This window comes from Geobacillus sp. CCR, assembly GCF_052906625.1.
The window spans coordinates 94,044-118,847 of record NZ_JBREBQ010000004.1 but is presented as its reverse complement, the minus strand read 5'-3'; the positions used below and the strand labels follow the sequence as shown (position 1 = coordinate 118,847).

Genomic DNA, 24,804 nt, shown 5'->3' with positions numbered 1-24,804 from the left:
TGCGCCATTCCATTAACACGGCATGGTTGAGCGATTCTTCGTCTTCTAAACTTTCTTGCTACAACCCAGTTGTAAATAGTAGTTTTGAAGGAACCACCACGAATTGGAGTGGAACAGGAGGAAGCGTAGATTCTACGCAATCATTTGATGGAGGGTACTCACTAAAAATATCTAGAACAAGCACCACGCAATCGGCAAGTGAGTATAAGCAGACCATCATCGTTGGCCAAACATCTGGTGATGCACCAATTAACCTTACGCTTACTGGGGTTTCGAAAGCTGAAAATGTAAAAGCCAATGGCACAGTGAGCGCAAGCGATTATTCCATTACGGCTAAAGTATACTTTGTGGATGGAACGACCCAAACGTATACCGCCGATTTCCCTACTGGCAATCAAGATTGGAACCGTGCCGCCGTTTCGATTCAACCTTCCAAGCCAATTGATAAAATCGACATATCCGCTGTCTTCCGTGGCAATTACACGGGAACGGTATGGTTTGACGCGATCCGTTTAATGGAAGGAAACGTGGTGACGAAAAACAAGTATGATGCAAGCGGAAATTATGTCACGGAAGAAGTGGATGAAGAAGGCTATGTGGCGAAAAAGAATTATGATGCCGTAGGAAACCTGTTAAGCGAGTACGATAAGAAAGGAAACAAGAAAGAGTACACGTATGATTTATCGGATCGCTTAAAACAGCTGTTGTTAGCGAACGGTACTTCCGTCAACTACGATTATGACTTAAATGGCAATATGACTTCAAAAGTCATTCGAACCAGCGACGGCCAGTCTCAAACATTTGCCTATTCTTATGATGCGACCGGTAAACTCATTAAAACCGTCGGTCCGTTGAATGATGTGACAACGAATGAATATGATGCCAACGGAAATAAAATCAAAACGGTTTTGCCGAAAGGAAACACGATTCAATGGACGTATGACGGGGCCGAAAGAGTCAAAACTGTTTCCTACAACAACGTCTCGTATTACGAATTTAGTTATGATAAAAATGGGAACGAACTTTCCGTCAAATATTTAAAAGACGGCACCACCAAAACGAGAACATTTGATAAAGCGAATCGGCTGGTGGAACTGTCGGACCGTGGCGGGCTGCAAAAATGGCTGTACCCAACCACATCGGATAAATTGCAGCAGTTCATGTTCTCTCATGGGTCCTTTAGTCAAACGATCAATTACCAATACAATGCATTGGATCAAAATACGGTCGTCCAAGATGGAACGTATACGTACCGCTTTGACTATGACGAGAGAGGAAACGTTCGCACCTTCACGACAGGAAATGGGGCCGGTTCAACCTTTACGTATGATGACCGCGGCTTAGTGGAAAGCGTTTCGATCGGTACGGCGGACGGAAAAGAAATTTTATCGGAAACGTACCGTTACGATGAAAACGGCAACCGGACGAAAGTGGAATCCCCAACGGGGGAAACGACCGTCTACCGTTACGATGCCCTAGACCAATTAGTGGAAGAGCAGCTTCCAGATGGTACAAAAGTCGAATATGCCTATGACGGATTCGGAAACCGGAAGCAAATCGTGAAAACCAAGGATGGGCAGTCGACGACGACCAATGCCGATTATAACGCTGCCAATCAGCTCATTCGTTTTGGAAACGAATCGATCACATATGATGCCAACGGCAACCGTCTCGAAGATGGAAAATATCAATACCAATGGAACGAAGCGGACCAATTGGTTTCTATTACGAGAAAAGGAGAAAGCACTCCTTTTGTGACGTACAAATATGATGAAGACGGCCGGCGCATCCAAAAGAATGTAAATGGCGTCATTACGAACTACCATTACCAAGGGGATAGCCTAAACGTTCTGTATGAAACCGATGCGGATGGAAATGTGGTAAGATCATATATATACGGAGAAAACGGGCAACTCCTTACCATGAAAAAAGGCAATGCGACGTATTTTTACCACTATAACGCGCATGGGGATGTCATCGCCCTGACGGATGAACAAGGAAACATTGTTGCCCGCTATCAATACGATGCGTGGGGGAATATTCTTTCCCAATCCGGTGCCTTGGCGGACGAAAACCCATACCGATATGCGGGGTACCAATATGACAACGAAACGGGTCTATACTACCTGATTGCCCGATACTATCATCCAACGCATGGCGTGTTCCTTTCTTTGGATCCAGATCCAGGGGATGCAGATGATATTCTCACGCAGAATGGGTATGCGTATGCGAACAACAATCCGGTGATGTTAACCGACCCAGATGGAGAGAATCCTTATATAATTATCTTGGTCTCCGTTGGTGGAAGGATTGTTGCTAAAAAAGTAGCCAAATCCTTAATAAAAAAAGCAGTAAAACGAACCGTTAAGAAAGCTGCTAAACGATATACAAAGTCAAATTTAAAATTAGGACGACAAATGCATAAATCATATAAAGCTAATAAGGTACTTAAAGGGGTAAGAGAAAAGGAATTTCGTTTACCAAGTGGAAAAAGAATTGATTTTATTGATTTCGAGAAGAAAATTATATATGAACTTAAACCAAATAACCCACGAGCAATAAAAAAAGGCCTAAAACAATTAAAAGCTTATAAAAAAGAAGTTGAAAAAATTTATGGTAAAGGCTGGAGAACAGTATTAGAAGTTTATTGAGGAGGTAGAGGCGATGGAAAGGAAAGAGTTTAAAAAGATTGTTAATGACTGTTTATTAGCAAACGGTTTCTCGAAAAAAGGCAAATATTATTATAAGGAAAGTCCTGAGGTAATATGTTGCCTTGGATTGCAGAAATCAAATTACTCTAATTGTTATTATGTAAATGTAGGTATAGTGATTAAGGAAATAAATAAAGGGCTAGAGCTTCCACGAGATGTTGACGGTGATATTAGATGTAGGTTCTATTTCAAAGTTGAAGGTAAGGAAGTTGACTGTCTTGACCTTGATAGAATAAATGAAAGTAGTGTTATTGTTTCATCATTAGAAGCGAACATTTCAGAAATAATAAATCCATCATTAGAACTCGAAGGTCTTAAAGAACTATTAAAGAAGAAACCCGTTCTCTTATACCAAACAACAATTAATGCGAAACAATATTTAGGTATAGATGAATAAGATTTAGCCATAGGGGAGATCTCCTCTATGGCTATTTTGGTTTGGGAGCGTAGTGCCGAATTGTTTAATGCAAAATAAAACTTTAGCAAAATGCAAGATAAAAATTAAGCACTAAATTGGAAACAAAACAGGTCAGTTTTTCTCAAAAAATATAATTTCACAGACACGGCTTTACATGAAGTGGCGTGCATGGTAGGCTGGTTGCCTCTGCGAATTCCTTTTGTGCTGCGGCCTTCGCAAAAGAATCTATGCATGCAGAGGCTCCATGTCAAGCCTTATAGGGTAAGATAATTTATATGGTTCATCACCAAAAGTTGTACTTGCACCTGTCATGAAAGTATGTTAGCTGTTTCTAGCCGAACCCGCAATGCAAAACGCTGGATATTTCGGTATCCGTATCCCCGACGTTTCATCAGCTTGATCTTGTAGCTCTTCACCAAAAGTTGTACTTGACTGTTTCAGATCATGTCTTGCTTACATGCATAAGGAAAATCAGTAAATCAACGATTTTCCTACATGGTGACACGAGAAAAAGCCTCGCTTGTCAAGTACACGTTGTGGTGATGAACCTTATTTTTTTGCGTTCGTTGCCGACAATTCCTGTCATTTGGTGTCTGTTAATTTTTTTTGGTCATCTGCCTAAATGGATTGCGCCATTCCATTAACACGGCATGGTTGAGCGATTCTTCGTCTTCTAAATAATTACGGACAATCGCAAGCGGCGTTCGCCCGCAACGGAGCAAAAACGTAATGACCGGATCGTTCAGCTCGCCAGCAACCACTTTGTCGATGTAGGTTTCGGGTGATAATTCATTAGCGTAACGATGGTAGCCAGGCATCCGCCCGCCGCCGAGCAGCCGGTCGAGGCCGAGATGGACGACGACTTCATACATCGACTGCATGAGCCACTTGCCGAGGCCGAGCTTCCGGTATGGCGGCGAGACGCAAATGTCGACGACATAAAGCGTGTTGCCATCCGGGCGGTGGTTGCGGATGTAGCCGCCGTCGGTGATCTCTTCCCATGTATGATCGGTATGGGCTGGATCAAAGTCAACGATCAAGCCAGTCATCGATCCGACGATGCGCCCGCCGACTTCGATGCAAAGCGCTCCTTCGGGAAACAAGGTGACATGGTTGTGAAGCTGTTGTTCGTTCCACCATAACTCCGATGGAAACGGGGGCGGAAAACTTTCTTGCTGCACGCGGATGAGATCAGCAAAGTCGTCTGTCGTATAGTTGCGGATGACCGCTTCGCGCGGGGTGTTGCCGTCAAAGACGTATAAACGTTTATAGTACATGCCGATCCCCCTTGCTTTTTTTACCCTCATCATAACGGAAAACTCGAAAAAATGGCAAGAAAAGAAAACGGCCGCTGTTAGCGGCCGCGGGCTTTTTGCTCGACATACTCGCTCACAAGCGCTTCAATTTGCTGTTCATCGGGCTTTTCGCCGCGAAAGGGAAACACAATTTCATCGATGAATTCGCCGTTGCGGTAAACATGCAGCGCCCCTTTTTGCAACAGGACGCTGTATTCGATCTCAAATCGATATCCTTCGTGTTCGATGGCGCCCAATTGTCATTCACCTTCCTCTCGTTTATTGTCTCATGTGCGTCGATTCGTTATGTATGAATTAAGAAGGTCCTCCTATAGACGGGGGCCGATCGTCCTTTGTATAATGAAAATTAGTGCGACAAAAAGAGGAAACAGAGGGGAGAAATAGAGAGTGTTCCGGACATTGCGCAGCAAATTGATCGTCTTGATGGCTTTATTGTTAGTGATTTCATTGGCAGCAACACAACTCGTTGGGGTTGTGCAAATGCGGAAGATGGTGGATGCTGACGTGAAACAGCGGGCGCAGACGGCGCTTGACGGACTGCTCGGCGATATTCGCGACAGTTTTCAAAGTGAGGAGAATAGCTTAGTGCAATTCAGTGAATCGCCGTTGGCTTTGCAAATGGTTCAAGATGAAAAAATGTGGCTGCAGCTTGAGAAACAGTTCCGCACGTTTTTGCGCCTGCATGAGAATGTGCAATTCATCTATATTGGCACTGAGCAGAAGAAAATGTATATATCGCCGATGACAGAGCTCCCGGACGGATACGATCCGACGAGCCGCCCGTGGTATAAAGCGGCGATGAAGCGGCCGGATGAAGTGGTGTGGACCGAACCGTACGTCGATGCGATTACCGGCAAGCACGTTGTGACGTTGGCCAAAGCGGTGAGCGAAAACGGCCGCATTGCTGCGGTCATCGGCATCGATATGACGCTCGATGCGGTGACAAGAATCGTCAATGCGAGCGACGTCGGCTATCACGGCTATCCGGTGCTGTTTGACGCGAAGGGGACGGCGGTCGTCCACCCACAATACAAGGGGAAAAACATGGCGAAAAACGCGACGGTCCGCTATATGCTCGAGCATGAAAAAGGAATGCACGAATATGAGCAAGACGGCGAACGGCGGGTGATTTACTTCACTACGATTCCAGAGCTCGGCTGGAAAGTCGGCGCTGTCTATAAAGAAGCAGACTTAGCCGCCATGAGCCGTTCCATTGGGAAGAACATGCTTGTCATTACCGTCATTGCGCTCGTTGTAGCGCTTGTTGCCGTCTATTTCTTGGCGCGTTCGATCACAAGGCCGATTGCTGCGCTGCAAGAGCAAGTCGAAAAGGCGGCGGGCGGCGACTTGACGGTGCACGCGCGCATCACTGCCAAAGATGAGATTGGCCGCCTCGCCCGCCACTTCAATGACATGATCGACCATATGCGGATGCTGATCAGCGAGGTGAACCGCTCGGTCAATGAATTGGCCGTTTCGGCCGACCATTTGAGCGCTGTCTCCGAAGAAACGATGGCCACAAGCGAACAAGTGGCGAAAGCGATCGGCGAAATCGCCAAAGGAACGACCGATCAAGCAGGAAGCCTTGATACGATCAATGAGCGGACGACGGCGCTGTCGCAGCAAATCGAAGCGGTCACGAATGCGACGGCTGGCATGGAGTCGCTGTCCGATGAAACGAAAACCGCGAGCTACGACGGCTTGGAGCATTTAAACATTTTGCAGAAAAAATCGGAGGAAGCGAAAAATGAACTCGAGTCTGTAGAAAATGTCATTAGCGACCTTGTGAAAAAGATGGATGAAATTGACGGTGTCATTCAAACGATCACGGCCATTTCCGGACAGACGAATTTGCTGGCGTTAAACGCCAGCATCGAGGCGGCGCGGGCTGGCGAGCATGGGAAAGGGTTTGCCGTTGTCGCCGATGAGGTGCGCAAGCTGGCCGAACAATCCGCGAAAGCGACGGAGATGATCCGCGCGACGATCGCCGCCATCCAGCAGCAAGCCGGGCTGGTGATGGAGGCGGTCCGCCGCTCCAAGCAGGCGTACGACGAACAGCGGGAAGCGGTGCACACGACCGGCGATTCATTTGTCAAAATCACTGGCATGATGGAGCAAGTGGCAACAGCGCTCGCTGGGATTATGGAGGAAGCAAAGCGGATGAACGCGAGCAAAGACGATGTCGTCGGGGCGATGCAAAACATCGCCGCCATCGCCCAACAAGCAGCGGCAGCGGCGGAAGAAGTGGCCGCTTCCGCTGATGACCAGCTGCAGGCGCTTTCGACGGTGACCGAATCGGCGGAGGCGTTAAGCGAAATGAGCCGGCAGTTGAAACAACTGGTTGAGAAGTTTAAGATTTCATAAAAAATGGAAGGCGTCCTAGCGGCAACGGGGCGCCTTTTTTATCATCTCCAGCCGAGAAGGCTCCCATTTCCGCGTGCGTAAGTGGGGGATGAAGCATCAAGGATGTTCCCTAACGCCGCCCAAAAAAAGAAGGATTTCGCTTGCTGTCTTCGTAAGACAACGGAACCGTGGGACACACGAGGATGGCTTGGCTGGCAAGCCTGTCGTGGAGCGGTTGTTCCAAAGAATCTCCCACCGCTAAACGTTTGCGCAGGCAAGAGAGCGTTCAATCATTTTCGAATAGGAGACTTTCACTTTCGCTTTGTACAGGGTGCAGTCCAAAATAAGCGGGAGATGAATGTCGGTCGGCGTTTACTTAAAATCATGAATGTCCCGCCGCCGTGCAGTCACGATCTTTTTTGTATTCATACAATGATAATAAGTGAAATTTTTTCAGCTTCTTCGTCGATTTTAGTGGGCGATAGTGCTAAAATAAACAGTGAAAACGTTTATACCGTTATTTTGCTGTACGTTTGGGGATGCTGGCAGCGCAATGAGGACTTTTATGCATAGCTGTTGCCAGCCCAAACGATGCGAAAACAAGGTGGAGGTTTTTTCACGATGGCAAAACAGACGAACTACGCTCAACCGTGGAGCCAGTTTTACGGGCCGAACCTCGGTTATGTCATCGACATGTATGAACAGTATCTCGATGACCCGGACAGTGTCGACCCGGAACTGAAACGATTATTCGAACAGTGGGGGGCGCCGGTTGTCGAAGAGCCGGTTTCACCGGCAGACGGCGGTGTGGCACAAACACACCAAACATTTCGGCTGCCGGAAACGCCGAACGCCTTCAGCAAGCTTGTCGCCGCTGTCAAGCTGGCGGACAGCATTCGCCATTATGGCCATCTGGTTGCCGATACGAATCCGCTTGTCAAAAAGGAGAAAAAGCTGCGCCGCTTGGAGCTTGACGAATACGACTTAACCGAAGAGGACTTAAAGCGCATTCCGGTCGCGTTTCTTTGCCCGCACGCTCCGGCGCATGTCAAAAACGGCTGGGATGCCATCTTGCATTTGCGCAAAATTTACACGGACAAAATCGCGTTCGAATTCTCGCAAGTACATAATCTCGAAGAGAGGAACTGGCTCATTCAGCAAATCGAGTCCGGAGCGTATTACCCGAGCTTGGCGAACAAAGAGCGGGTCGCTTTGTTGCGCCGCCTGACGGAAGTGGAAGGGTTTGAAAAGTTCATCCACCGGACGTATGTCGGGCAAAAACGGTTTTCGATCGAAGGGCTTGATTCCATGGTGCCGCTTTTGGATGAGCTCGTCCGCCAAGCGATCGAACATGAAATCGACGCTGTCAACATCGGCATGGCGCACCGCGGCCGGCTGAATGTGCTTGCCCATGTGCTCGGCAAGCCGTACGAAATGATTTTCGCCGAGTTTCAGCATGCGGAAAGCAAAAATTTCATTCCGTCTGAAGGGTCAGTGGCGATCACGTACGGGTGGACGGGCGATGTCAAATACCACTTAGGGGCGGCGCGCCGCCTTCGCAATAAAAGCGCGCATACGATGCGGATCACGCTCGCCAACAACCCGAGCCACCTTGAAGTGGTCAACCCGGTTGTGCTTGGCTACACGCGCGCCGCGCAAGAGGATCGGACAAAACCAGGAGTGCCGGTGCAAAATACTGATGCGTCGTTTGCCATCTTGATTCACGGCGATGCCGCGTTCCCGGGACAAGGGATCGTCGCGGAAACGCTCAACTTAAGCCAGCTGCGCGGCTATACGACCGGCGGGACGATCCATATCATCGCCAATAACATGATTGGCTTTACGACGGAAAGCTACGATTCACGCTCGACGACGTATGCTTCCGATATGGCGAAAGGGTTTGAGGTGCCGATTGTGCACGTCAATGCCGACGACCCGGAGGCTTGTTTGGCGGCCGCATGCTTGGCGTTTGCCTACCGCCAGCGGTTTAAAAAAGACTTTGTCATTGACCTAATCGGTTACCGCCGTTTCGGTCATAATGAAATGGATGAGCCGATGGCGACGAACCCGACGATGTACGCGATCATCAACCAACATCCGACCGTGCGCCAGCTGTATGCGCAAAAATTGATGGAAAAAGGGATCATCACCGAGCGGGAAGTCGACGAAATGGAGCAAGAGGTGGCCGAACGGCTGAAAATCGCCTACGAACGGGTGCCGAAAAACGAAGACGAGCTCGATTTCATCATGGATCCGCCCAAACCGGTCGTCGATCGGCTGCCGGAAGTGAAAACGGGCGTGGCGAAAGACGTGCTCCATCGGGTGAATGAAGAATTGCTGCAGTTTCCGGACGGATTCAACGTCTTTAACAAGCTTGAGCGCATTTTAAAACGGCGAAGCGGCGTGTTTGCGCAAAACGGCAAAGTCGATTGGGCGCACGCGGAAATTTTAGCGTTTGCCACGATTTTGCAAGACGGCGTGCCGATCCGCTTGACCGGGCAAGATTCGCAGCGCGGCACGTTTGCGCAGCGCCATTTGGTGCTCCATGACGTGAAAACCGGAGAAGAGTATGTGCCGCTTCACCACATCAGCGGCGCCAAAGCGTCGTTTGTCGTGTACAACAGCCCGCTGACGGAAGCCGCCGTGCTCGGCTATGAATACGGCTACAACGTTTACGCGCCGGAGACGCTCGTGCTTTGGGAAGCGCAATTTGGCGACTTCGCCAACATGGCGCAAGTGATGTTTGATCAATTCATTTCATCCGGCCGGGCGAAATGGGGGCAAAAATCCGGGCTTGTCATGCTATTGCCGCACGGCTACGAAGGGCAAGGCCCTGAACATTCAAGCGGCCGCGTCGAGCGCTTTTTGCAGCTGGCGGCGGAAAACAACTGGACGGTTGCCAACTTATCGACGGCCGCGCAATATTTCCATATTTTGCGGCGGCAGGCGGCGCTGTTGACAAGGGAAGAAGTTCGCCCGCTCATCATTATGACGCCGAAAAGTTTGCTCCGCCATCCGCTGGCGGCATCGGATGCGGAAGCGTTCGTTGACGGTGCGTTCTCGCCGGTGCTGGAACAGCCGGGATTGGGCGCTGACGCTGGCAAAGTGGAACGCATCGTGTTTGGCACCGGCAAATTGATGATCGATTTGGCGGAACAAATCGGCAAAATGGAAGGTCTTGACTGGCTGCATATCGTGCGCATTGAAGAGCTGTACCCATTCCCGGAAGAAGCAGTGAGAGACATCATCGCCCGCTATCCGAACGTCAAAGAGCTCGTCTGGGTGCAGGAAGAACCGAAAAACATGGGCGCGTGGACGTATATGGAGCCGCACCTGCGTGCCGTTGCCCCAGACGGTGTCGATGTCAGCTATATCGGGCGGCGCCGGCGGGCGAGCCCGGCGGAAGGCGATCCGGTCGTCCACCGAAAAGAGCAAGAGCGCATCATCCGCTGTGCATTGACGAAGCATGAATGATGACTACGGAACATTTGAGGAGGGCATCAACGTGGCTGAGATCAAAGTCCCAGAGTTAGCAGAATCCATCACGGAGGGAACGATCGCCCAATGGCTGAAAAAACCGGGCGACTACGTGGAAAAAGGAGAATCAATTTGCGAGCTTGAAACGGATAAAGTGAACGTGGAAATTATGGCAGAAGAGTCGGGTGTTTTGCAGCAGCTGCTGGCCAATGAAGGCGATACGGTTGCGGTTGGCCAAGCGATCGCCATTATCGGCGAAGGAGCGGCAGCACCGACTGCCGCTTTGCAAGCTGCTCCGCAGCCAGCCGATGAAACGGAAACGGTCGCGCCGGCCGACAGCAATGAACAGCCAGCGCCGCAGCCAGTCGCGGCCGCCCAAGCTCCGGGCCAACGACCGATCGCCTCGCCGGCCGCTCGAAAGATGGCGCGCGAAAAAGGAATTGATTTGACGCAAGTGCCGACCGTTGATCCGCTTGGGCGCGTGCGCAAACAAGACGTCGCCTCGTTTGCCGCACAACCGGCCGCCGCTCCGCAGCCGGCGCCGCAAGCCGCGCCGACGTCGACGCCGGCCGCCGTTCCAACCGCTGAGGCCGGCAAGCCGGTCATCCGCGAAAAAATGTCGCGCCGTCGGCAAACGATCGCCAAACGGCTGCTGGAAGTGACGCAAACGACCGCGATGTTGACGACATTTAACGAAATTGACATGTCGGCGGTCATCGATTTGCGCAAGCGGAAAAAAGATAAATTTTTCGAAGAGCATGACGTCCGCCTCGGCTTTATGTCCTTTTTCGTCAAAGCGGCTGTCGCGGCGCTGAAAAAATATCCGTACGTCAACGCGGAAATTCAAGGCGACGAAATTTTGTTGAAAAAATATTATGATATCGGCGTCGCCGTGTCGACGGACGAAGGGCTTGTCGTTCCGGTTGTGCGCGACTGCGACCGGAAAAACTTCGCTGAAATTGAGCGCGACATTGCCGAATTGGCAGCGAAAGCGCGCAGCAACAAGTTGTCGCTCGCCGATTTGCAAGGCGGCACGTTTACGATCACGAACGGCGGTGTGTTCGGTTCGCTTCTGTCGACCCCGCTTCTCAACGGGCCGCAAGTCGGCATTTTAGGGATGCATTCGATCAAACTGCGTCCGGTCGCCGTCGATGAAGAGCGGATCGAAAACCGTCCCATGATGTACGTCGCCTTGTCATACGACCACCGCATCATCGATGGCAAAGAGGCCGTAGGGTTCTTAAAAACGGTGAAAGACTTGATCGAAAATCCGGAAGATTTGCTGCTTGAAAGTTGATTAGGAAGGAAAAGGGGAGCCTGCGATGCGCGGGCTCTTTCTTTTTCCCCGCCTTTCCTTGATCGGTGAATGATTTTCCATGTCTTACGGAACACTACCGGAAAAAAGGGGGGGAATTTGATGCCAGAGCGTGGACGAAACGATCACCCGCACATGTTTTACCGCGACGGCGCCCGCGAAAGCGTCATCAACGATCCGACCGCCGACGGCGCCGAGGCGATTGGGGTGCGGACTGATGCTGATCCGATGAAGGATGCCAATCCGAATCCGTTTCACGTTGATCGCCTTGACGTCGAGGAAGGGATGAAACGGTTTCAGTCGCTTTTCGAAGAGAGGTGATCCGCCCAGCGGATCACTTTTTTCGCTGATCGAAAGAAGGAAAATGACGAATGAGCGCGAATATGGTTACGTAACACCATTCTTTTGTTGGAGGGATGACGATGGAACTTGGATTGGCGGGAAAAACGGCGCTTGTCGCTGCCTCGAGCCAAGGGCTTGGCAAGGCGATCGCCCGGGCGCTTGTGCTTGAAGGAGCAAACGTGATGATCACGAGCCGAAACGAAGAAAAGTTGCACGAAGTGGCGGAAGAATTGAACAGTTTACATAAGGGACGCGTCGCTTATACGCGCACAGATGTCACCAACGCCGACGACATTCGCCAGCTTGTCGCCAAAACGGTCGAGACGTTTGGGACGATCGATTTGCTCGTCAACAACGCCGGCGGCCCTCCGGCGGGAACGTTTGAAACGGTGAGCGACGAAGACTGGCAATATGCGTTTGAGCTCAATTTGTTGAGCTATATTCGCCTCATTCGCGAAGCGCTCCCTTACTTAAAGAAAAAGGGAGGAAAAATTGTCAACATCGCCTCATCATCGATTAAAGAGCCGATTCCGGGACTTATTTTATCCAACACGTTCCGCACTGGCATCGTTGGGCTGACGAAAACGCTTGCTGTTGAGCTGGCTCCGGATGGCATTTTAATCAATACGGTGGCTCCTGGTCGGATCGCGACGGAGCGCGTCGCCTTTTTGGACAAAGTGAATGCCGAGAAACTCGGCATTACGAAAGAAGAAATGGAAGCGCGCATGAAAAGCGCCATTCCGCTCGGCCGCTACGGAACCCCGGAAGAGTTTGCCAATGTCGTCGTCTTCTTGCTGTCCGAAGCGAATTCGTACGTTACTGGTCAAGCGCTCATTGTCGATGGCGGCATGGTGAAGGCGATTTAAGGCAAACCGACAGGAGGGGAGACCGGATGAAAACGATCGGATTCATCGGCCTTGGCGTCATGGGGAAAAGCATGGCGCGCCACTTGCTGAAGGCGGGCTATCCGCTTCTCGTCTATACGCGCACAAGAGAAAAGGCGGAAGGTTTGCTTCAAGAAGGAGCGGTTTGGAAGGAAACGGTCGCTGATTTGGCGCGGGAGTCGGATGTCGTCATCACGATGGTCGGCTATCCTCACGATGTCGAGCAAGTGTATTTCGGCGAGGGCGGCATTTTGGAGAATGCGCGGCCGGGAACATATGTCATCGATATGACGACGTCAACGCCGACGCTCGCGCAATCGATTTACGAGGCGGCCAAGCAAAAGGGCATCCATGCTTTGGACGCCCCGGTGTCCGGCGGCGACATCGGCGCGCGCGAAGGAACGTTGACGATTATGGTCGGCGGTGATGAGGACGTCTTTTTGGCGTGCAAGCCGATTCTCGAGCGGCTTGGCACGAACATCGTGCGGCAAGGAGGAGCTGGAGCCGGCCAGCATACGAAAATGTGCAACCAAATTGCCATCGCGACGAACATGATTGGGGTGTGCGAGGCAATGGCGTATGCGAAGCGGGCTGGTCTTGATCCATTCAAAGTGCTTGAAAGCATCGCCAAAGGGGCAGCCGGCAGCTGGTCGCTGAGCAACTTGGCGCCGCGCATGTTGTCAGGAGATTTTGCTCCTGGGTTTTACGTCAAGCATTTCATTAAAGATATGAAAATTGCGCTTGAGGAAGCCGAGCGGATGAACTTGCCGCTGCCAGGCCTGGCGCTCGCCAAACAACTGTACGAAGAGTTGGCGCAAGCCGGTGAGGAAAACAGCGGCACGCAAGCGCTATACAAGCGGTATGTTAAGGCGTAATCGGGGCGGTTGTTCGCCCTTTTTTATCTTCTCTGTCTTCTCAGCGAAGCAGGGGAGATGGGAAGCGCAAATTCGGATGTATTTATCGAAAAATATTGAATATTTCCTTTGGTAGAGGTATAGTAAAAGTAGAAACAACATACCAACCGGTTAGTATAAAAGGGAGGGGAGCATATGGACTTTTCTTATTCACCAAAAGTGAAAGAGTTGATCAAAAAATTAAGCGCTTTCATGGAGGATTACATTTATCCGAACGAGAGGGTGTATGAGGAGCAGCTGAACGCACAAGAGTCGAGATGGTCGGGCGTGCCGCCGATCATCGAAGAATTAAAGGAAAAGGCGAAAAAAGAAGGGCTTTGGAATTTATTTTTGCCAGACAGCGAATACGGCGCGGGATTAACGAATGTGGAGTACGCGCCGCTTTGCGAAATAATGGGCCGTTCGCTCATCGCCCCGGAAGTGTTCAACTGCAATGCGCCCGATACGGGCAATATGGAAGTGCTCGTCCGCTATGGCACAGAGGAGCAAAAGAAAAAGTGGCTCATCCCGCTCTTGAACGGAGAAATCCGCTCGTGCTTTTCGATGACGGAGCCGGATGTCGCGTCGAGCGATGCGACGAACATTCGCGCTTCGATCGTTCGCGACGGCGATGAGTATGTCATCACCGGACGGAAATGGTGGTCGTCTGGCGCCGGCGACCCGCGCTGCAAAGTCGCCATCGTGATGGGAAAAACGAACCCCGATGCGCCAAAACATGAGCAACAGTCGATGATCATCGTTCCGCTTGATACGCCGGGCGTGAAAATCGAACGGATGCTGCCGGTGTTCGGCTTTGACCATGCGCCGCACGGGCATGCCGAAATTACGTATGACCATGTGCGCGTGCCGAAAGAAAACATCATTTGGGGCGAAGGAAAAGGGTTCGCCATCGCTCAAGGCCGGCTTGGCCCGGGACGGATCCACCATTGCATGCGCCTCATCGGAGCGGCGGAGCGAGCGCTTGAACTCATGTGCCGGCGCGTACAGTCGCGGGTGGCGTTCGGCAAGCCGCTCGCTGAACACGGCGTCATCCGCGAGTGGATCGCCCAGTCGCGCATTGAGATCGAGCAGGCGCGCTTGCTGACGCTAAAGGCGGCGTACATGATGGATACGGTCGGCAACAAAGCGGCGCGCAAAGAAATTGCGATGATTAAAGTGGTGGCGCCCAATGTCGCTTTGAAGGTCATCGACCGTGCCATTCAGGCGTTTGGCGCCGCTGGGGTGAGCAACGATTTTCCGCTTGCCGCCATGTGGGCGAACTCGCGCACGCTCCGTCTGGCCGATGGGCCGGACGAAGTGCATAAAGAGCAAGTTGCCAAGCTTGAATTGCGGCAATATCAACAATAAGGGAGAGGAAGTGGTCGTATGCATGTGTTGGACTTATTTAAAATCGAGGGGAAAACCGCCATTGTCACTGGCGGTGGGCGCGGGCTCGGCGAGCAAATTGCCGTCGGTCTTGCCGAAGCCGGGGCGAACGTCGTCGTTTGTTCGCGGAAAGTGGAAGCGTGCGAGCAAGTGAAAGAAAAGCTTGAACAGCTCGGCGTCCGTTCGCTGGCGCTGCGGTGCGATGTGACGAATCCGGAGGAGGTCAAACATGTCGTCGAAACGACCGTCAAAGAGTTTGGCGGCATCGACATTTTAGTCAACAACAGCGGAGCGACGTGGGGAGCGCCGGTCGAGGAAATGCCGCTTGAGGCATGGCAAAAGGTGATCAACGTCAACGTTACCGGCACGTTTCTCATGAGCCAGGCGGTCGGCAAGGTGATGATCGCCAAACAAACCGGCGGTTCCATCATCAATATCGCTTCCGTCGCTGGCCTTGGCGGCACGCACCCGGACATTTTAAATACGATCGGCTACAACACGAGCAAAGGGGCGGTTATTACGTTTACGAGGGACCTAGCAGCCAAATGGGGGAAGCACGGAATTCGCGTCAACGCGGTGGCGCCGGGCTTTTTCCCGACGAAAATGTCAAAAGTCGTTCTTGAACGCGTTGGGAAAAAAGTGCTCGAGCATACGCCGCTCGGCCGCTTTGGCGGCGAAGATGACTTGAAAGGGGCCGTCTTGTTTCTCGCTTCCCCGGCGTCCGCCTTTGTCACGGGCGCGCTCCTCGTCGTTGACGGCGGCAGCCATGCGACCGGCATTTAATTAAAAAAGGGGGAAACGCAAATGAGCGAAAAACGGGCGTTGTCTCTTTATCCGGAACACATTTCGTTCTATATGGATATTCCCGACAAAACGGTATGCGATGTACTGCATGAACGAGCGGCGGAATTCGGCTCCCAGCCGGCGCTGACATTTTACGACAAGACGATCACCTATGCCGAGCTTGAGGCGGCGGTCAACCGTTTCACCTCAAGCCTGCAGGCGCTTGGGGTGCAAAAAGGCGACCGCGTCGCGATTATGCTGCCGAACTGCCCGCAGTATGTCATCGCTTACTACGGCATTTTGCAGGCGGGCGCGATCGTCACACAAGTGAACCCGATGCTTGTTGAGCGCGAACTTGCCTATTTGCTCAAAGACTCCGGCGCCGAGACGATCGTCATTTATGAACCGCTTTATCCGCGCCTTGCCGCCGTCAGAGGGGAGACAGCCGTCAAACAAGCGATCACTGTCAGCTTCGGAGCGCCGCCATCCGTTTCGCTGGCTGAAGGAGATGTCACGTTTGACGAATTTCTTGCTGCAGGAAGCGGAGCTGTGCGCCCGGTGTCGATCGAATCAACGCATGACGTCGCTGTGTTGCAATATACTGGCGGGACGACAGGGCGCTCAAAAGGGGCGATGCTCACCCACCGCAACATTTTCGCCAACGTCTTGCAATGCGCCGAATTTTTCAAAGGGACATTTGAGTTCGGGAAAGAGCGATATTTAACTGTCATCCCGTTGTTCCACGTGTTCGCGATGACGTCGGGAATGAACTTGGCCATTTACCAAGGAGCGGAAAACATTTTGCTGCCGCGCTTTGAGCTGAAAGAAGTGTTGGAGACGATTCGCGACAAGCAACCGACCGTGTTTCCAGGCGTGCCGACGATGTATGTCGCTATTACAAATACTCCTGGAGTCGAGCAATACGGCATCAGTAGCATTAAAACGTGCAACAGCGGCAGCGCGCCGATGCCGCTTGAATTGATGCGCGATTTCGAAGCGAAAACGGGAGCGGTTATCCTTGAAGGATACGGCTTGTCCGAAGCCTCGCCAGTGACGCATTGCAATCCGCCGTTTGCGGCGCGCAAGCCAGGCACGGTCGGCATCGGCATGCCGCTGACCGAGTACAAAGTCGTCGATGTGGCGACTGGCACGCAAGAGCTGCCGCCAGGCGAAGTCGGCGAGCTGATTATCCGTGGACCGCAAGTGATGAAAGGCTATTGGAACATGCCGGAAGAAACGGCGGCGGCGCTGCGCGACGAATGGCTGTACACTGGCGATTTGGCTTCGATTGACGAGGAAGGGTATGTGACGATTGTCGACCGGAAAAAAGATCTGATCATCGCCGGCGGCTATAACATTTATCCGCGTGAAATCGAAGAAGTGCTGTACGAACATCCAGCGGTGAAAGAGGCGGCGGCAGTTGGTGTGCCTGATCCGTACCGCGGCGAAACGGTGAAGGCGATCATCGTCCTGAAAGAGGGGATGCAAGCAAGCGAGGAAGAGATCATCGCCCATTGCCGAAAAAACTTAGCGGCGTACAAAGTGCCGCGCATTGTCGAGTTCCGTGCCGAACTGCCGAAGACGAACGTCGGGAAAATTTTGCGCCGCGCCTTGCGTGAAGAGGCGTCCCGCCCGCAATAACAGAGGGCTTTCGGCCAAGTCCGAAGCAGGCTTGGCCGTTTTATGGTACAATAGCTGGCAGCGACTACATTTTAGGCAAGAGGTGTAAAAACATGAAGGAGAAAATTATGGCTGCCAGCATTGAGCTGTTTGAACAAAATGGGTTCAGCGAAACATCGATCCAAGACATCGTTGACGCCCTCGGGGTGACAAAAGGGACGTTTTATTACTATTTTACAAGCAAAGAAGAACTGTTGATGGATATTCACCTTCGCTACATTGAAGGGCTGCTTGACGAAGAGGAGCGCATTATAAGCGATAAACGGCGCCCGTTGCGGGAGAAGCTGTATGACATTATCTTCATGCTCATTCATAATGTCGAGCGGCAAGGAAGGGAAGCTCGCATTTTTTTTCGTGAAATGAAGCATTTGAGTGAGGAGCATTTACAAAAAGTAAAAGAAAAGCGCGATTTGTTCCGCTATCGGCTGCAGTCGTTGATTGAGGAAGGAATGAAAAGCGGTGAACTGCGCTGCGATTTGTCACCATCGATCGCCACGCTTACCGTTCTTGGGGCGGCCAATTGGAGCTACCAATGGTTTCGTCCGGACGGAGAGCTGACCGATGCCGAGGTGGCGAAGCAGATGGTGGAGATCCTGCTTGATGGCATGAGCGCGCCGTCTGTCTCGAAAGCCGAGTGAAAAGAGAGACAAACAAGTTTGATCCGAGGTGTGTCGATGGATGCTGTTCGTGCGGCGGCAATGGCGCGCTTGAATTGTTGACCAAGGGGGAGAGGGAGATGACAGCGATTATTCCAGTGCGCAAGGGGGAAGAACTGCCGGCAGGGAAGCTGGCCAAGTTTTTGCGCACGGTGCTGCCGGACATGCCGGATGGGGAGCTCGAGATCCAGCAATTTTCCGCCGGCCGGTCGAATTTGACGTATTTGCTCCGCTGTGGGGAGTGGGAGGCGGTGCTGCGCCGGCCGCCGTTTGGCCCGGTGCCGCCGAAAGCGCATGATATGAAGCGGGAGAGCACGTGGCTTTCTGAAATCCATCCGCTGTTCCCGCTCGCCCCGAAACCATTCTATTTTTGTGAAGACGAATCGGTGATCGGCAGTCCGTTTTTCGTCATGGAGCGGCGGCATGGCGTCGTGATTGACAGTGATTTTCCCGATGGCATCACTCCGACGGAGGAGGTTTGCCGCGGCATTTCCGAGACGATGGTCGAGACGCTTGTCCGTATCCATCAAATTGATTATACGAACACACGCCTCGTTCAGATGGTAAAGCCGGATGGATTTATGGAACGGCAAGTGCACGGATGGATCCAGCGCTATGAGCGGGCCAAGACGGATGATATTCCGGAAGCCGAGGCGCTGATGAAGTGGCTCGCTTCTCATATTCCACCGCAGCGCGAAGCAACCGTAATCCATTACGATTTTAAGCTGAATAACGCTTTGTTTGCCAAAGACGACATCACCAAAATGGTTGGGCTGTTTGATTGGGAGATGTCGACGGTCGGGGATCCGCTTGCCGATTTGGCGGTGGCCATGAGTTATTGGATTGAGGAAGACGATCCTCCACTCATTAAAAGTGGGTTTGGCCGCGCGCCGGTCACCGTCCGTCCCGGTTTTTATACGCGCGAACAGTTTATTGAGGCATATGCCAAAAAAAGTGGACGTGATGTGTCCGATATACACGTTTATTTAACGTTTGCCTACTTTAAATTAGCGGTCATTTGCCAGCAAATTTATTACCGCTACCGCCGCGGACAGACGAACGATGAGCGGTTTCGCCATTTTGGCCAGTTTGTCGAAGCGCTCATTGAGCATGCATGGCAGCTGGCGACAGGACGGTGAGGCGGCGTGATGACAAAAGTGCATGTCGTGCTGCGCAAAGAAGACATTGATGAGATGGCGCTTGCTGATCGAAAGGTGGCTGTCGTGTTCGATGTTTTGCTTGCCACCTCGTCGATTACAGCAGTTCTCGCTGCCGGCGCTCGTTCGGTGATCCCGGTGCGCGATGCCGAGGAGGCCAAGGAGATCGCGCTTCGCTTGCCAGAGGGCAGCTATGAGCTCGTCGGCGAATACGAAGGGCGGACGATCGCCGGTTTTCATCCGCCGGCGCCGCTATTTTTGCAAACGGTTTGTCCAGGGAAAACAGTCGTGCTATCGACGACCAATGGCACGGTGGCGATTCGCAGAGCTCAGCCAGCCCGTGCGGTGTACGCGGCGAGCTTGCTGAACAGCCCGGCGGTCAGCGAGCATATTTGCCGTTTGCATCAGGAAGAGACGATCATTGTGATTTGTTCCGGCTCGTCGGGCCGTTTTTGCCTAGAAGACTTTTATGGCGCCGGCTACTTTGTGCACTGCTTGATCGAGCAAGGGATCAACGCGGCGGAGCTGTCCGACAGCGCGACGGCCGCATGGTTCTTTTACCGGCAATATTCAGATGAAGGAAAGGCGAAAGAAGTGTTGTCTGCCTCGCGCGTCGGCCGTTGGATGACGGCGTACGGCTTGGAAAAAGAAATCGACTACATCAACCGGCACGGGTCGCTTTCTGCCGTTCCAAAACTTGAGCTGGGGCCGTTCGGCCTGGAACTGCGCAATATGGCGTCGACAAAAGTAACGAAAGAGGGGATATCGCCATGAAATTTGTCCAATTCGTTGAATACGGTGGACCGGATGTCTTGCGTGTTTGTGAAGGCGAACGTCCGAAACCCACGGGGCGGCAAGTCGTGATTGAAGCTGAAGCGATTGGCGTCAACTATGCGGATACAGCCCGACGGGAAGGCCGCTATGTTGTGCCGACGCCGCTTCCGTTCATCCCTGGGACGGAAGTGGCCGGCGTTGTCCGTGAAGTTGGTCCGGAAGTGCAAACGATCCGCCCGGGGCAACGCGTCGTCGCGTTGATCGAATCCGGCGGCTACGCTGAGTTTGTCGCTGTCGATGAACGGGCGGTCGTGCCGCTTCCGGATGGAATGGATGCCCGCCAGGCGGCGGCCTTGCCGGTGCAAGGGCTAAGCGCCTACCATATTCTCAAAACGATGGGCCGCTTGGAAGAAGGGGAGACGGTGCTCGTTCATGCCGCAGCCGGCGGCGTTGGGACGATTGCCGTCCAATTGGCGAAACGGTTCGGCGCCAAAATGGTCATCGCCACGGCAAGCACGGAGGAAAAACGAGCGCTCGCCAAACAGCTTGGCGCTGATGTCACCATTGATTATACAAAAGACAGCTGGGCTGCGGACGTGATGGAGGCGACCGGTGGGCGCGGCGTCGATGTCGCTTTGGAAATGGCGGGCGGCGATGTCTTTCATCAGACGCTCGATTGCCTTGCTCCGTTCGGCCGCCTGGTCGTATATGGGGCGGCGAGCGGGGAAATGACGCGTCTCAATCCAGTCCGGCTGATGGCGAAAAACTGGTCAGTGATCGGCTTTTTCTTGCCGCAAATCATGAAAAAGCGGGCGTTGTACGAACAAAGTTTGCGGGAATTGCTCGCGTGGGTGCAGGAAGGAAGCCTGAAGCTGATGATCGGCGGCGTCTACCCGCTTGAGCAGGCTTCTGAAGTGCATCGGCTGTTGCAGGGGCGGAAAACGCATGGCAAGCTATTGCTTGTGCCATAAGTAAAGAAGAGGGGGCTGACCCAAAAGGCTGTCTGCCTTCAGGGTAGACACAAAATATAGTGCGGAAGAATCGGTCAGTGCGTATATATAGAGACGAAAGAGGGTGTCCCGATCCTTTTGGGACCCCCTTTTCTTGTATATTCCCCTAAAGCCAATGGTGAACAAAAGTCGAAAGAAAAGCAGCCTTTTTCTTATGGGGGCATGGCGGTCTAAGCCAATACGATTTTTGAAAACCATTACGGTCTGCGGCGCTTCGTTTGGATATACCGCTCGAGCCGGTCGAGCCCTTCTTTGAGCACATCGAGCGAATAAGCGTACGACAGGCGGACATGGCCTTCACCGTATTCGGAAAAGGCGCTGCCGGGAACGAGGGCGACGCCGGCGTTTTCGACGACATCGAGGGCAAAATCAAACGAAGACATGCCAAAGGCGGCGATTGACGGAAACAAGTAAAAGGCTCCATCCGGCTTCTCAACCGGCAACCCCATGGCGGTGAGACGATGATAGGCATACTCAAGCCGTTCGGCGTAAGCGGCGCGCATCGCCTCGGCGTCGTGTTTGCCGGCGGTCAGCGCCTCCACCGCCGCTTTTTGGCTGATCGATGACGTGCACGAGACGCTGTATTGGTGCACTTTCACCATTTGTTCAACGGCGAACGCTGGAGCGAAGACAAACCCGATGCGCCAACCGGTCATGGAGTGCGATTTGCTTAAACCGTTGATGACGATCGTCTGCTCCGGCAGCCACTCGGCGATCGAGTGATGGCGGCCGCGATAGACGAGCTCGCTGTAAATTTCATCGGAAACGATCCAAATCGGCCGTCCTTTCAAAAGGGAAGCGATGTTCTCAAGCTCTTCGGCTGACAGCGCCGTCCCGGTTGGATTTGATGGGTATGGAAGAACGAGGCAGCGCGTCTTTTCCGTCAAATAAGGCGCAATGAGCTCAGCCGACAGACGGAAACCGTTTGGCCTTGTGTCGATGTACACCGGTTTCGCCCCGCACAGGCGAATGAGTGGTTCATAGCCGGGATAGACTGGTGCGGGAAGAAGCACCTCTGTTCCTTCCTCTAAAATGGTGCGAAACGTAATATCAAGCGCCTGGCTGGCGCCGACGGTGGCGATGACTTCGTCCGGCGTGTAACGAAGGCCGTACTTGTCAGCGACGAATTGGCAAGCCGCCTCGCGCAGTTCCAGCAGGCCGGCGTTCGCTGTATACGTCGTGAAATCGGCGGCGATCGCCTCCTGAGCGGCTGCTTTCACATGTTCGGGTGTTGGAAAATCCGGCTGGCCGATCGTCAAGGAAACAAGTCCCGGCCGGTCGGCGACAAGGTTGAAAAATTGGCGGATGCCTGATAACTGAATGGCTTGAACACGTGGTTGAATGAGGTGTTTCACGGTTGTCCACCTTTCTTTTTTGTTTCTATTGTACCATTGGCGAGGAAAACGAAAAAACAAAAATGAGCCCCTTTCCGTCCGGATTGTTCCCACAAACGGAAATGGGGCTCACTTGGTCATCGACGATTCACTTTCCAACTTCGTTCGCTCCTTTTACGCGCCGTATTTTTTCAACAGGTCGTTATATTGGGCGGAAAGCTTGAAAAACAACGGCTTGTTGCCGGCTGCGAGCGCTTCATCAATTTGTTCCATCAGTTTTTTTCTTTGAAACTGGAAGATCGCTTCTTTCAGCACTTGTTCGGCCATCGGCCCGTAGCTGCTTTTTTCTTCCGGCTGGTTGAACAAAACGGCGCCTTCATTCGGGTATTGTTTTTCGTACATGATTCAGTCCCTCCCATATGGGAACGAAACAGTTCCCTTTCTTATATTATCGTCGTTTTTGATGCTAATGTAAAGAAAATTTAGATAAATATTTTTTGTCAATTTTTTCTCTACATGATTTTTATACCCGTTTTTTGTTGGGACTTAACAGTTTTTCGGTTATGATAAGAGGAGAACAAGGCAAAGGTGATGGCGATGATTCGCACGTGTGTCGTGACAAAAGAATTTGAGATTTTGTATGATGTTGACGTAACGCTTGTCAACAGCCCGGACGTCTCATGGTATTGGGTTGACTTTCATGAGCCGACGGATGAGGAATCGGCGCTGCTCTCCTCCTTTTTCCGTTTTCACCCACTGGCGATTGAAGACTGTCTCGAATATGTGCAGCGGCCGAAGCTCGATTTTTATGACCGCTACTTGTTTGTTGTGCTTCATGCCATTGCCGGGATGACGCTGGAGGCTGAGGAAGTCGATTTGTTTGTCGGGCAAAATTTCATCGTTTCGTTTCATAAGTCGGCCATTCACGCGGTCGATGAGGTGTGGGAGCGATTGAAGCATGAAGAAGATGTTCAGCAGGGGCCGTTTCACGTCATGTACCGGCTGATCGACAAGCTTGTGGATGATTATTTTCCACCGCTTTACCATATTGAAGACGTGCTGAACGATTTAGAGGAGAATACGAACAATGAACCGATTCACGACATTATCGAAAAGGTGTTTGATATCCGCAGCGATTTGTCGAAGCTGCGCCGGACGATCGTGCCGATGCGCGATTTGTTGTACCGCATCATCCACTCCGATCGCCTGCAGCGCATGAAAGAACGACAGTTGTATTTTCACGACATTTACGACCATTTATTGAAGCTGTCGGAAATGATCGAGACCAACCGCGAGATTACAGCAGATATCCGCGACAGCTATTTGTCGCTGAACTCGAATCGAATGAACAACATTATGATGACGTTTACGGCCATTACGACGATTTTCATGCCGCTCTCCTTTATTGCCGGCATTTATGGGATGAACTTTGATTATATGCCTGAATTGCACTGGAAGTACGGATACTTTGTTGTATTGGCTACCATGGCGGTGATCGGCATGACGATGTTTGTTTGGTTTAAGCGCAACGGCTGGTTTCAGTTGTTGAAAGGCGACTGGGCGAAGGAGGAACGGAAGCGCCGCCGGTAGCCGTATAAAACAAGCGCTCCCCCTCATATACATAACTATGGCAGCGTGACCGCAAAGGAGGGGGAAGGATGGTAAGAGGCATTTGGGGAGTCGATTCCGCGCAGGTGGTCACGGATCAGCTGTTTCAGTGCGTGCGAACCGAGCTCGGCTACCCGAAGTTTTGGGGCCGCTATTTGGTCGAGATGCCGAACGTATCGGAAGGATTGACGCGGGAGGAGATCGCCCGCATCCGCAGCTATGGGGTGAAAGTGCTGCCGATCTACAACGCCTTCCGAGAGGCGGTCGGCTATGCAAACGGACAGGTGGCGGCGCGCAACGCCGTATTCCATGCGCGGCGGCTTGGCATTCCGAAAAATAAACTGCTGTTTGCCAATATCGAGGACTTTTTTGCGGTTGATGCGGCTTGGATCGCGGCTTGGGTGGAAACGCTCTATCCGACCGGGTACCGGCCGGGGCTGTACGCGGACCCGACGAAAGGGGATTTCGCCGTTGCCTATTGCGAGGCGGTCAGCCGGAACAACCAAGTGGCGGTGCAGGCGGTCATTTGGAGCGCCGCACCAAGGCCGGGAACGACGAAAGAGCAAAAAGCGCCGCGCTACCAGCCGGCGGCCCCGCCCTGCAGCGCAAATGTGTGGGTGTGGCAGTACGGGCGCGATGCCGAAGTGTGCCCGGTCGATACGAATTTGGCGGACCGCCGTCTTCTCGATTTTTTGTATTGAATCGAGACCGTTGCCA

General features: G+C 52.3%; 21 protein-coding genes. 17 read left to right on the top strand and 4 right to left on the bottom strand.

The window, feature by feature from the left end:
- The first annotated feature begins 305 nt into the window (after positions 1 to 305).
- Together ACVBDQ_RS03640 and ACVBDQ_RS03635 are read left to right on the top strand one after the other, a co-directional pair.
- Positions 306 to 2,651, top strand: coding sequence for an RHS repeat-associated core domain-containing protein (locus ACVBDQ_RS03640; RefSeq protein WP_446663043.1), 2,346 nt, complete (start codon positions 306 to 308; stop codon positions 2,649 to 2,651).
- 13 nt (positions 2,652 to 2,664) lie between these two features.
- Positions 2,665 to 3,108, top strand: a complete 444-nt coding sequence (locus ACVBDQ_RS03635) for a DUF4304 domain-containing protein (protein ID WP_011230501.1) — start codon at positions 2,665 to 2,667, stop codon at positions 3,106 to 3,108.
- A 617-nt stretch (positions 3,109 to 3,725) separates the two neighbouring features.
- Here ACVBDQ_RS03635 and ACVBDQ_RS03630 read toward each other — a convergent pair.
- Both ACVBDQ_RS03630 and ACVBDQ_RS03625 read right to left on the bottom strand, forming a co-directional pair.
- On the bottom strand, positions 3,726 to 4,406 hold the full coding sequence (locus ACVBDQ_RS03630) for a GNAT family N-acetyltransferase (RefSeq protein WP_138187337.1): 681 nt from the start codon (positions 4,404 to 4,406) through the stop codon (positions 3,726 to 3,728).
- A 77-nt stretch (positions 4,407 to 4,483) separates the two neighbouring features.
- Positions 4,484 to 4,681, bottom strand: a complete 198-nt coding sequence (locus ACVBDQ_RS03625) for a YbxH family protein (protein WP_011230519.1) — start codon at positions 4,679 to 4,681, stop codon at positions 4,484 to 4,486.
- A 151-nt stretch (positions 4,682 to 4,832) separates the two neighbouring features.
- Here ACVBDQ_RS03625 and ACVBDQ_RS03620 point away from each other — a divergent pair, with 151 nt between their 5' ends.
- From ACVBDQ_RS03620 to ACVBDQ_RS03560, 13 genes are all read left to right on the top strand, one after another.
- Positions 4,833 to 6,809: a methyl-accepting chemotaxis protein gene (locus ACVBDQ_RS03620; protein WP_042380206.1), complete on the top strand. Its 1,977-nt coding sequence runs from the start codon at positions 4,833 to 4,835 to the stop codon at positions 6,807 to 6,809.
- A 600-nt stretch (positions 6,810 to 7,409) separates the two neighbouring features.
- Positions 7,410 to 10,262: a 2-oxoglutarate dehydrogenase E1 component gene (locus ACVBDQ_RS03615; protein WP_138187333.1), complete on the top strand. Its 2,853-nt coding sequence runs from the start codon at positions 7,410 to 7,412 to the stop codon at positions 10,260 to 10,262.
- A 31-nt stretch (positions 10,263 to 10,293) separates the two neighbouring features.
- Positions 10,294 to 11,562 (top strand): 2-oxoglutarate dehydrogenase complex dihydrolipoyllysine-residue succinyltransferase, encoded by a 1,269-nt coding sequence (gene odhB / locus ACVBDQ_RS03610; RefSeq protein ID WP_138187331.1) that lies wholly within the window; start codon positions 10,294 to 10,296, stop codon positions 11,560 to 11,562.
- Between the two features lie 120 nt (positions 11,563 to 11,682).
- Positions 11,683 to 11,901 (top strand): hypothetical protein, encoded by a 219-nt coding sequence (locus ACVBDQ_RS03605; protein ID WP_138187329.1) that lies wholly within the window; start codon positions 11,683 to 11,685, stop codon positions 11,899 to 11,901.
- A gap of 101 nt (positions 11,902 to 12,002) precedes the next feature.
- Positions 12,003 to 12,788 carry an SDR family oxidoreductase gene (locus tag ACVBDQ_RS03600; protein ID WP_013523290.1) on the top strand — a complete coding sequence of 262 codons (786 nt, stop codon included), beginning with the start codon at positions 12,003 to 12,005 and terminating at the stop codon, positions 12,786 to 12,788.
- Between the two features lie 26 nt (positions 12,789 to 12,814).
- Positions 12,815 to 13,681: an NAD(P)-dependent oxidoreductase gene (locus ACVBDQ_RS03595; protein ID WP_138187327.1), complete on the top strand. Its 867-nt coding sequence runs from the start codon at positions 12,815 to 12,817 to the stop codon at positions 13,679 to 13,681.
- A gap of 174 nt (positions 13,682 to 13,855) precedes the next feature.
- Entirely contained in the window at positions 13,856 to 15,067 is a 1,212-nt protein-coding gene (locus tag ACVBDQ_RS03590; RefSeq protein ID WP_033008446.1) for an acyl-CoA dehydrogenase, read from the top strand.
- 18 nt (positions 15,068 to 15,085) lie between these two features.
- Positions 15,086 to 15,868 (top strand): SDR family oxidoreductase, encoded by a 783-nt coding sequence (locus tag ACVBDQ_RS03585; RefSeq protein WP_011230529.1) that lies wholly within the window; start codon positions 15,086 to 15,088, stop codon positions 15,866 to 15,868.
- A 21-nt stretch (positions 15,869 to 15,889) separates the two neighbouring features.
- Positions 15,890 to 17,509, top strand: coding sequence for a long-chain-fatty-acid--CoA ligase (locus tag ACVBDQ_RS03580; protein WP_033025005.1), 1,620 nt, complete (start codon positions 15,890 to 15,892; stop codon positions 17,507 to 17,509).
- Positions 17,510 to 17,601: 92 nt separating this feature from the next.
- The gene (locus ACVBDQ_RS03575; protein WP_011230531.1) at positions 17,602 to 18,186 is read left to right on the top strand and encodes a TetR/AcrR family transcriptional regulator; all 585 of its coding nucleotides are present in this window, start codon (positions 17,602 to 17,604) and stop codon (positions 18,184 to 18,186) included.
- A gap of 98 nt (positions 18,187 to 18,284) precedes the next feature.
- A complete protein-coding gene (locus ACVBDQ_RS03570; RefSeq protein ID WP_011230532.1) occupies positions 18,285 to 19,343 on the top strand; it encodes a phosphotransferase family protein in 1,059 nt (352 codons plus the stop codon).
- Positions 19,344 to 19,352: 9 nt separating this feature from the next.
- Positions 19,353 to 20,135 carry a 2-phosphosulfolactate phosphatase gene (locus ACVBDQ_RS03565; protein ID WP_033008456.1) on the top strand — a complete coding sequence of 261 codons (783 nt, stop codon included), beginning with the start codon at positions 19,353 to 19,355 and terminating at the stop codon, positions 20,133 to 20,135.
- The gene (locus ACVBDQ_RS03560; protein WP_011230534.1) at positions 20,132 to 21,106 is read left to right on the top strand and encodes a quinone oxidoreductase family protein; all 975 of its coding nucleotides are present in this window, start codon (positions 20,132 to 20,134) and stop codon (positions 21,104 to 21,106) included. The genes ACVBDQ_RS03565 and ACVBDQ_RS03560 overlap by 4 nt, the downstream gene beginning before the upstream one ends.
- A 236-nt stretch (positions 21,107 to 21,342) precedes the next feature.
- Here the strand turns inward: ACVBDQ_RS03560 and ACVBDQ_RS03555 are convergent, their stop codons facing one another.
- Both ACVBDQ_RS03555 and ACVBDQ_RS03550 read right to left on the bottom strand, forming a co-directional pair.
- A complete protein-coding gene (locus tag ACVBDQ_RS03555; protein WP_138187325.1) occupies positions 21,343 to 22,500 on the bottom strand; it encodes an aminotransferase A in 1,158 nt (385 codons plus the stop codon).
- Positions 22,501 to 22,653: 153 nt separating this feature from the next.
- On the bottom strand, positions 22,654 to 22,881 hold the full coding sequence (locus ACVBDQ_RS03550) for an IDEAL domain-containing protein (RefSeq protein WP_011230536.1): 228 nt from the start codon (positions 22,879 to 22,881) through the stop codon (positions 22,654 to 22,656).
- A 189-nt stretch (positions 22,882 to 23,070) separates the two neighbouring features.
- Between ACVBDQ_RS03550 and corA the strand changes: the two genes are divergently transcribed.
- Both corA and ACVBDQ_RS03540 read left to right on the top strand, forming a co-directional pair.
- Positions 23,071 to 24,069, top strand: coding sequence for a magnesium/cobalt transporter CorA (gene corA / locus ACVBDQ_RS03545; RefSeq protein ID WP_138187339.1), 999 nt, complete (start codon positions 23,071 to 23,073; stop codon positions 24,067 to 24,069).
- Between the two features lie 68 nt (positions 24,070 to 24,137).
- Positions 24,138 to 24,788 carry a glycoside hydrolase domain-containing protein gene (locus ACVBDQ_RS03540; protein ID WP_138187323.1) on the top strand — a complete coding sequence of 217 codons (651 nt, stop codon included), beginning with the start codon at positions 24,138 to 24,140 and terminating at the stop codon, positions 24,786 to 24,788.
- The last annotated feature ends 16 nt before the right edge of the window (positions 24,789 to 24,804 follow it).

Bases quoted from the DNA above. Each gene is read 5' to 3' on its own strand.
- ACVBDQ_RS03560 (WP_011230534.1), top strand. From the start codon at position 20,132: ATGAAATTTGTCCAATTCGTTGAATACGGTGGACCGGATGTCTTGCGT.
- corA (WP_138187339.1), top strand. From the start codon at position 23,071: ATGGCGATGATTCGCACGTGTGTCGTGACAAAAGAATTTGAGATTTTG.
- ACVBDQ_RS03570 (WP_011230532.1), top strand. From the start codon at position 18,285: ATGACAGCGATTATTCCAGTGCGCAAGGGGGAAGAACTGCCGGCAGGG.
- ACVBDQ_RS03550 (WP_011230536.1), bottom strand. From the start codon at position 22,881: ATGTACGAAAAACAATACCCGAATGAAGGCGCCGTTTTGTTCAACCAG.
- ACVBDQ_RS03600 (WP_013523290.1), top strand. From the start codon at position 12,003: ATGGAACTTGGATTGGCGGGAAAAACGGCGCTTGTCGCTGCCTCGAGC.
- ACVBDQ_RS03575 (WP_011230531.1), top strand. From the start codon at position 17,602: ATGAAGGAGAAAATTATGGCTGCCAGCATTGAGCTGTTTGAACAAAAT.
- ACVBDQ_RS03605 (WP_138187329.1), top strand. From the start codon at position 11,683: ATGCCAGAGCGTGGACGAAACGATCACCCGCACATGTTTTACCGCGAC.
- ACVBDQ_RS03565 (WP_033008456.1), top strand. From the start codon at position 19,353: ATGACAAAAGTGCATGTCGTGCTGCGCAAAGAAGACATTGATGAGATG.
- ACVBDQ_RS03615 (WP_138187333.1), top strand. From the start codon at position 7,410: ATGGCAAAACAGACGAACTACGCTCAACCGTGGAGCCAGTTTTACGGG.
- ACVBDQ_RS03540 (WP_138187323.1), top strand. From the start codon at position 24,138: ATGGTAAGAGGCATTTGGGGAGTCGATTCCGCGCAGGTGGTCACGGAT.
- ACVBDQ_RS03630 (WP_138187337.1), bottom strand. From the start codon at position 4,406: ATGTACTATAAACGTTTATACGTCTTTGACGGCAACACCCCGCGCGAA.
- ACVBDQ_RS03595 (WP_138187327.1), top strand. From the start codon at position 12,815: ATGAAAACGATCGGATTCATCGGCCTTGGCGTCATGGGGAAAAGCATG.
- ACVBDQ_RS03590 (WP_033008446.1), top strand. From the start codon at position 13,856: ATGGACTTTTCTTATTCACCAAAAGTGAAAGAGTTGATCAAAAAATTA.
- ACVBDQ_RS03635 (WP_011230501.1), top strand. From the start codon at position 2,665: ATGGAAAGGAAAGAGTTTAAAAAGATTGTTAATGACTGTTTATTAGCA.
- ACVBDQ_RS03580 (WP_033025005.1), top strand. From the start codon at position 15,890: ATGAGCGAAAAACGGGCGTTGTCTCTTTATCCGGAACACATTTCGTTC.
- ACVBDQ_RS03585 (WP_011230529.1), top strand. From the start codon at position 15,086: ATGCATGTGTTGGACTTATTTAAAATCGAGGGGAAAACCGCCATTGTC.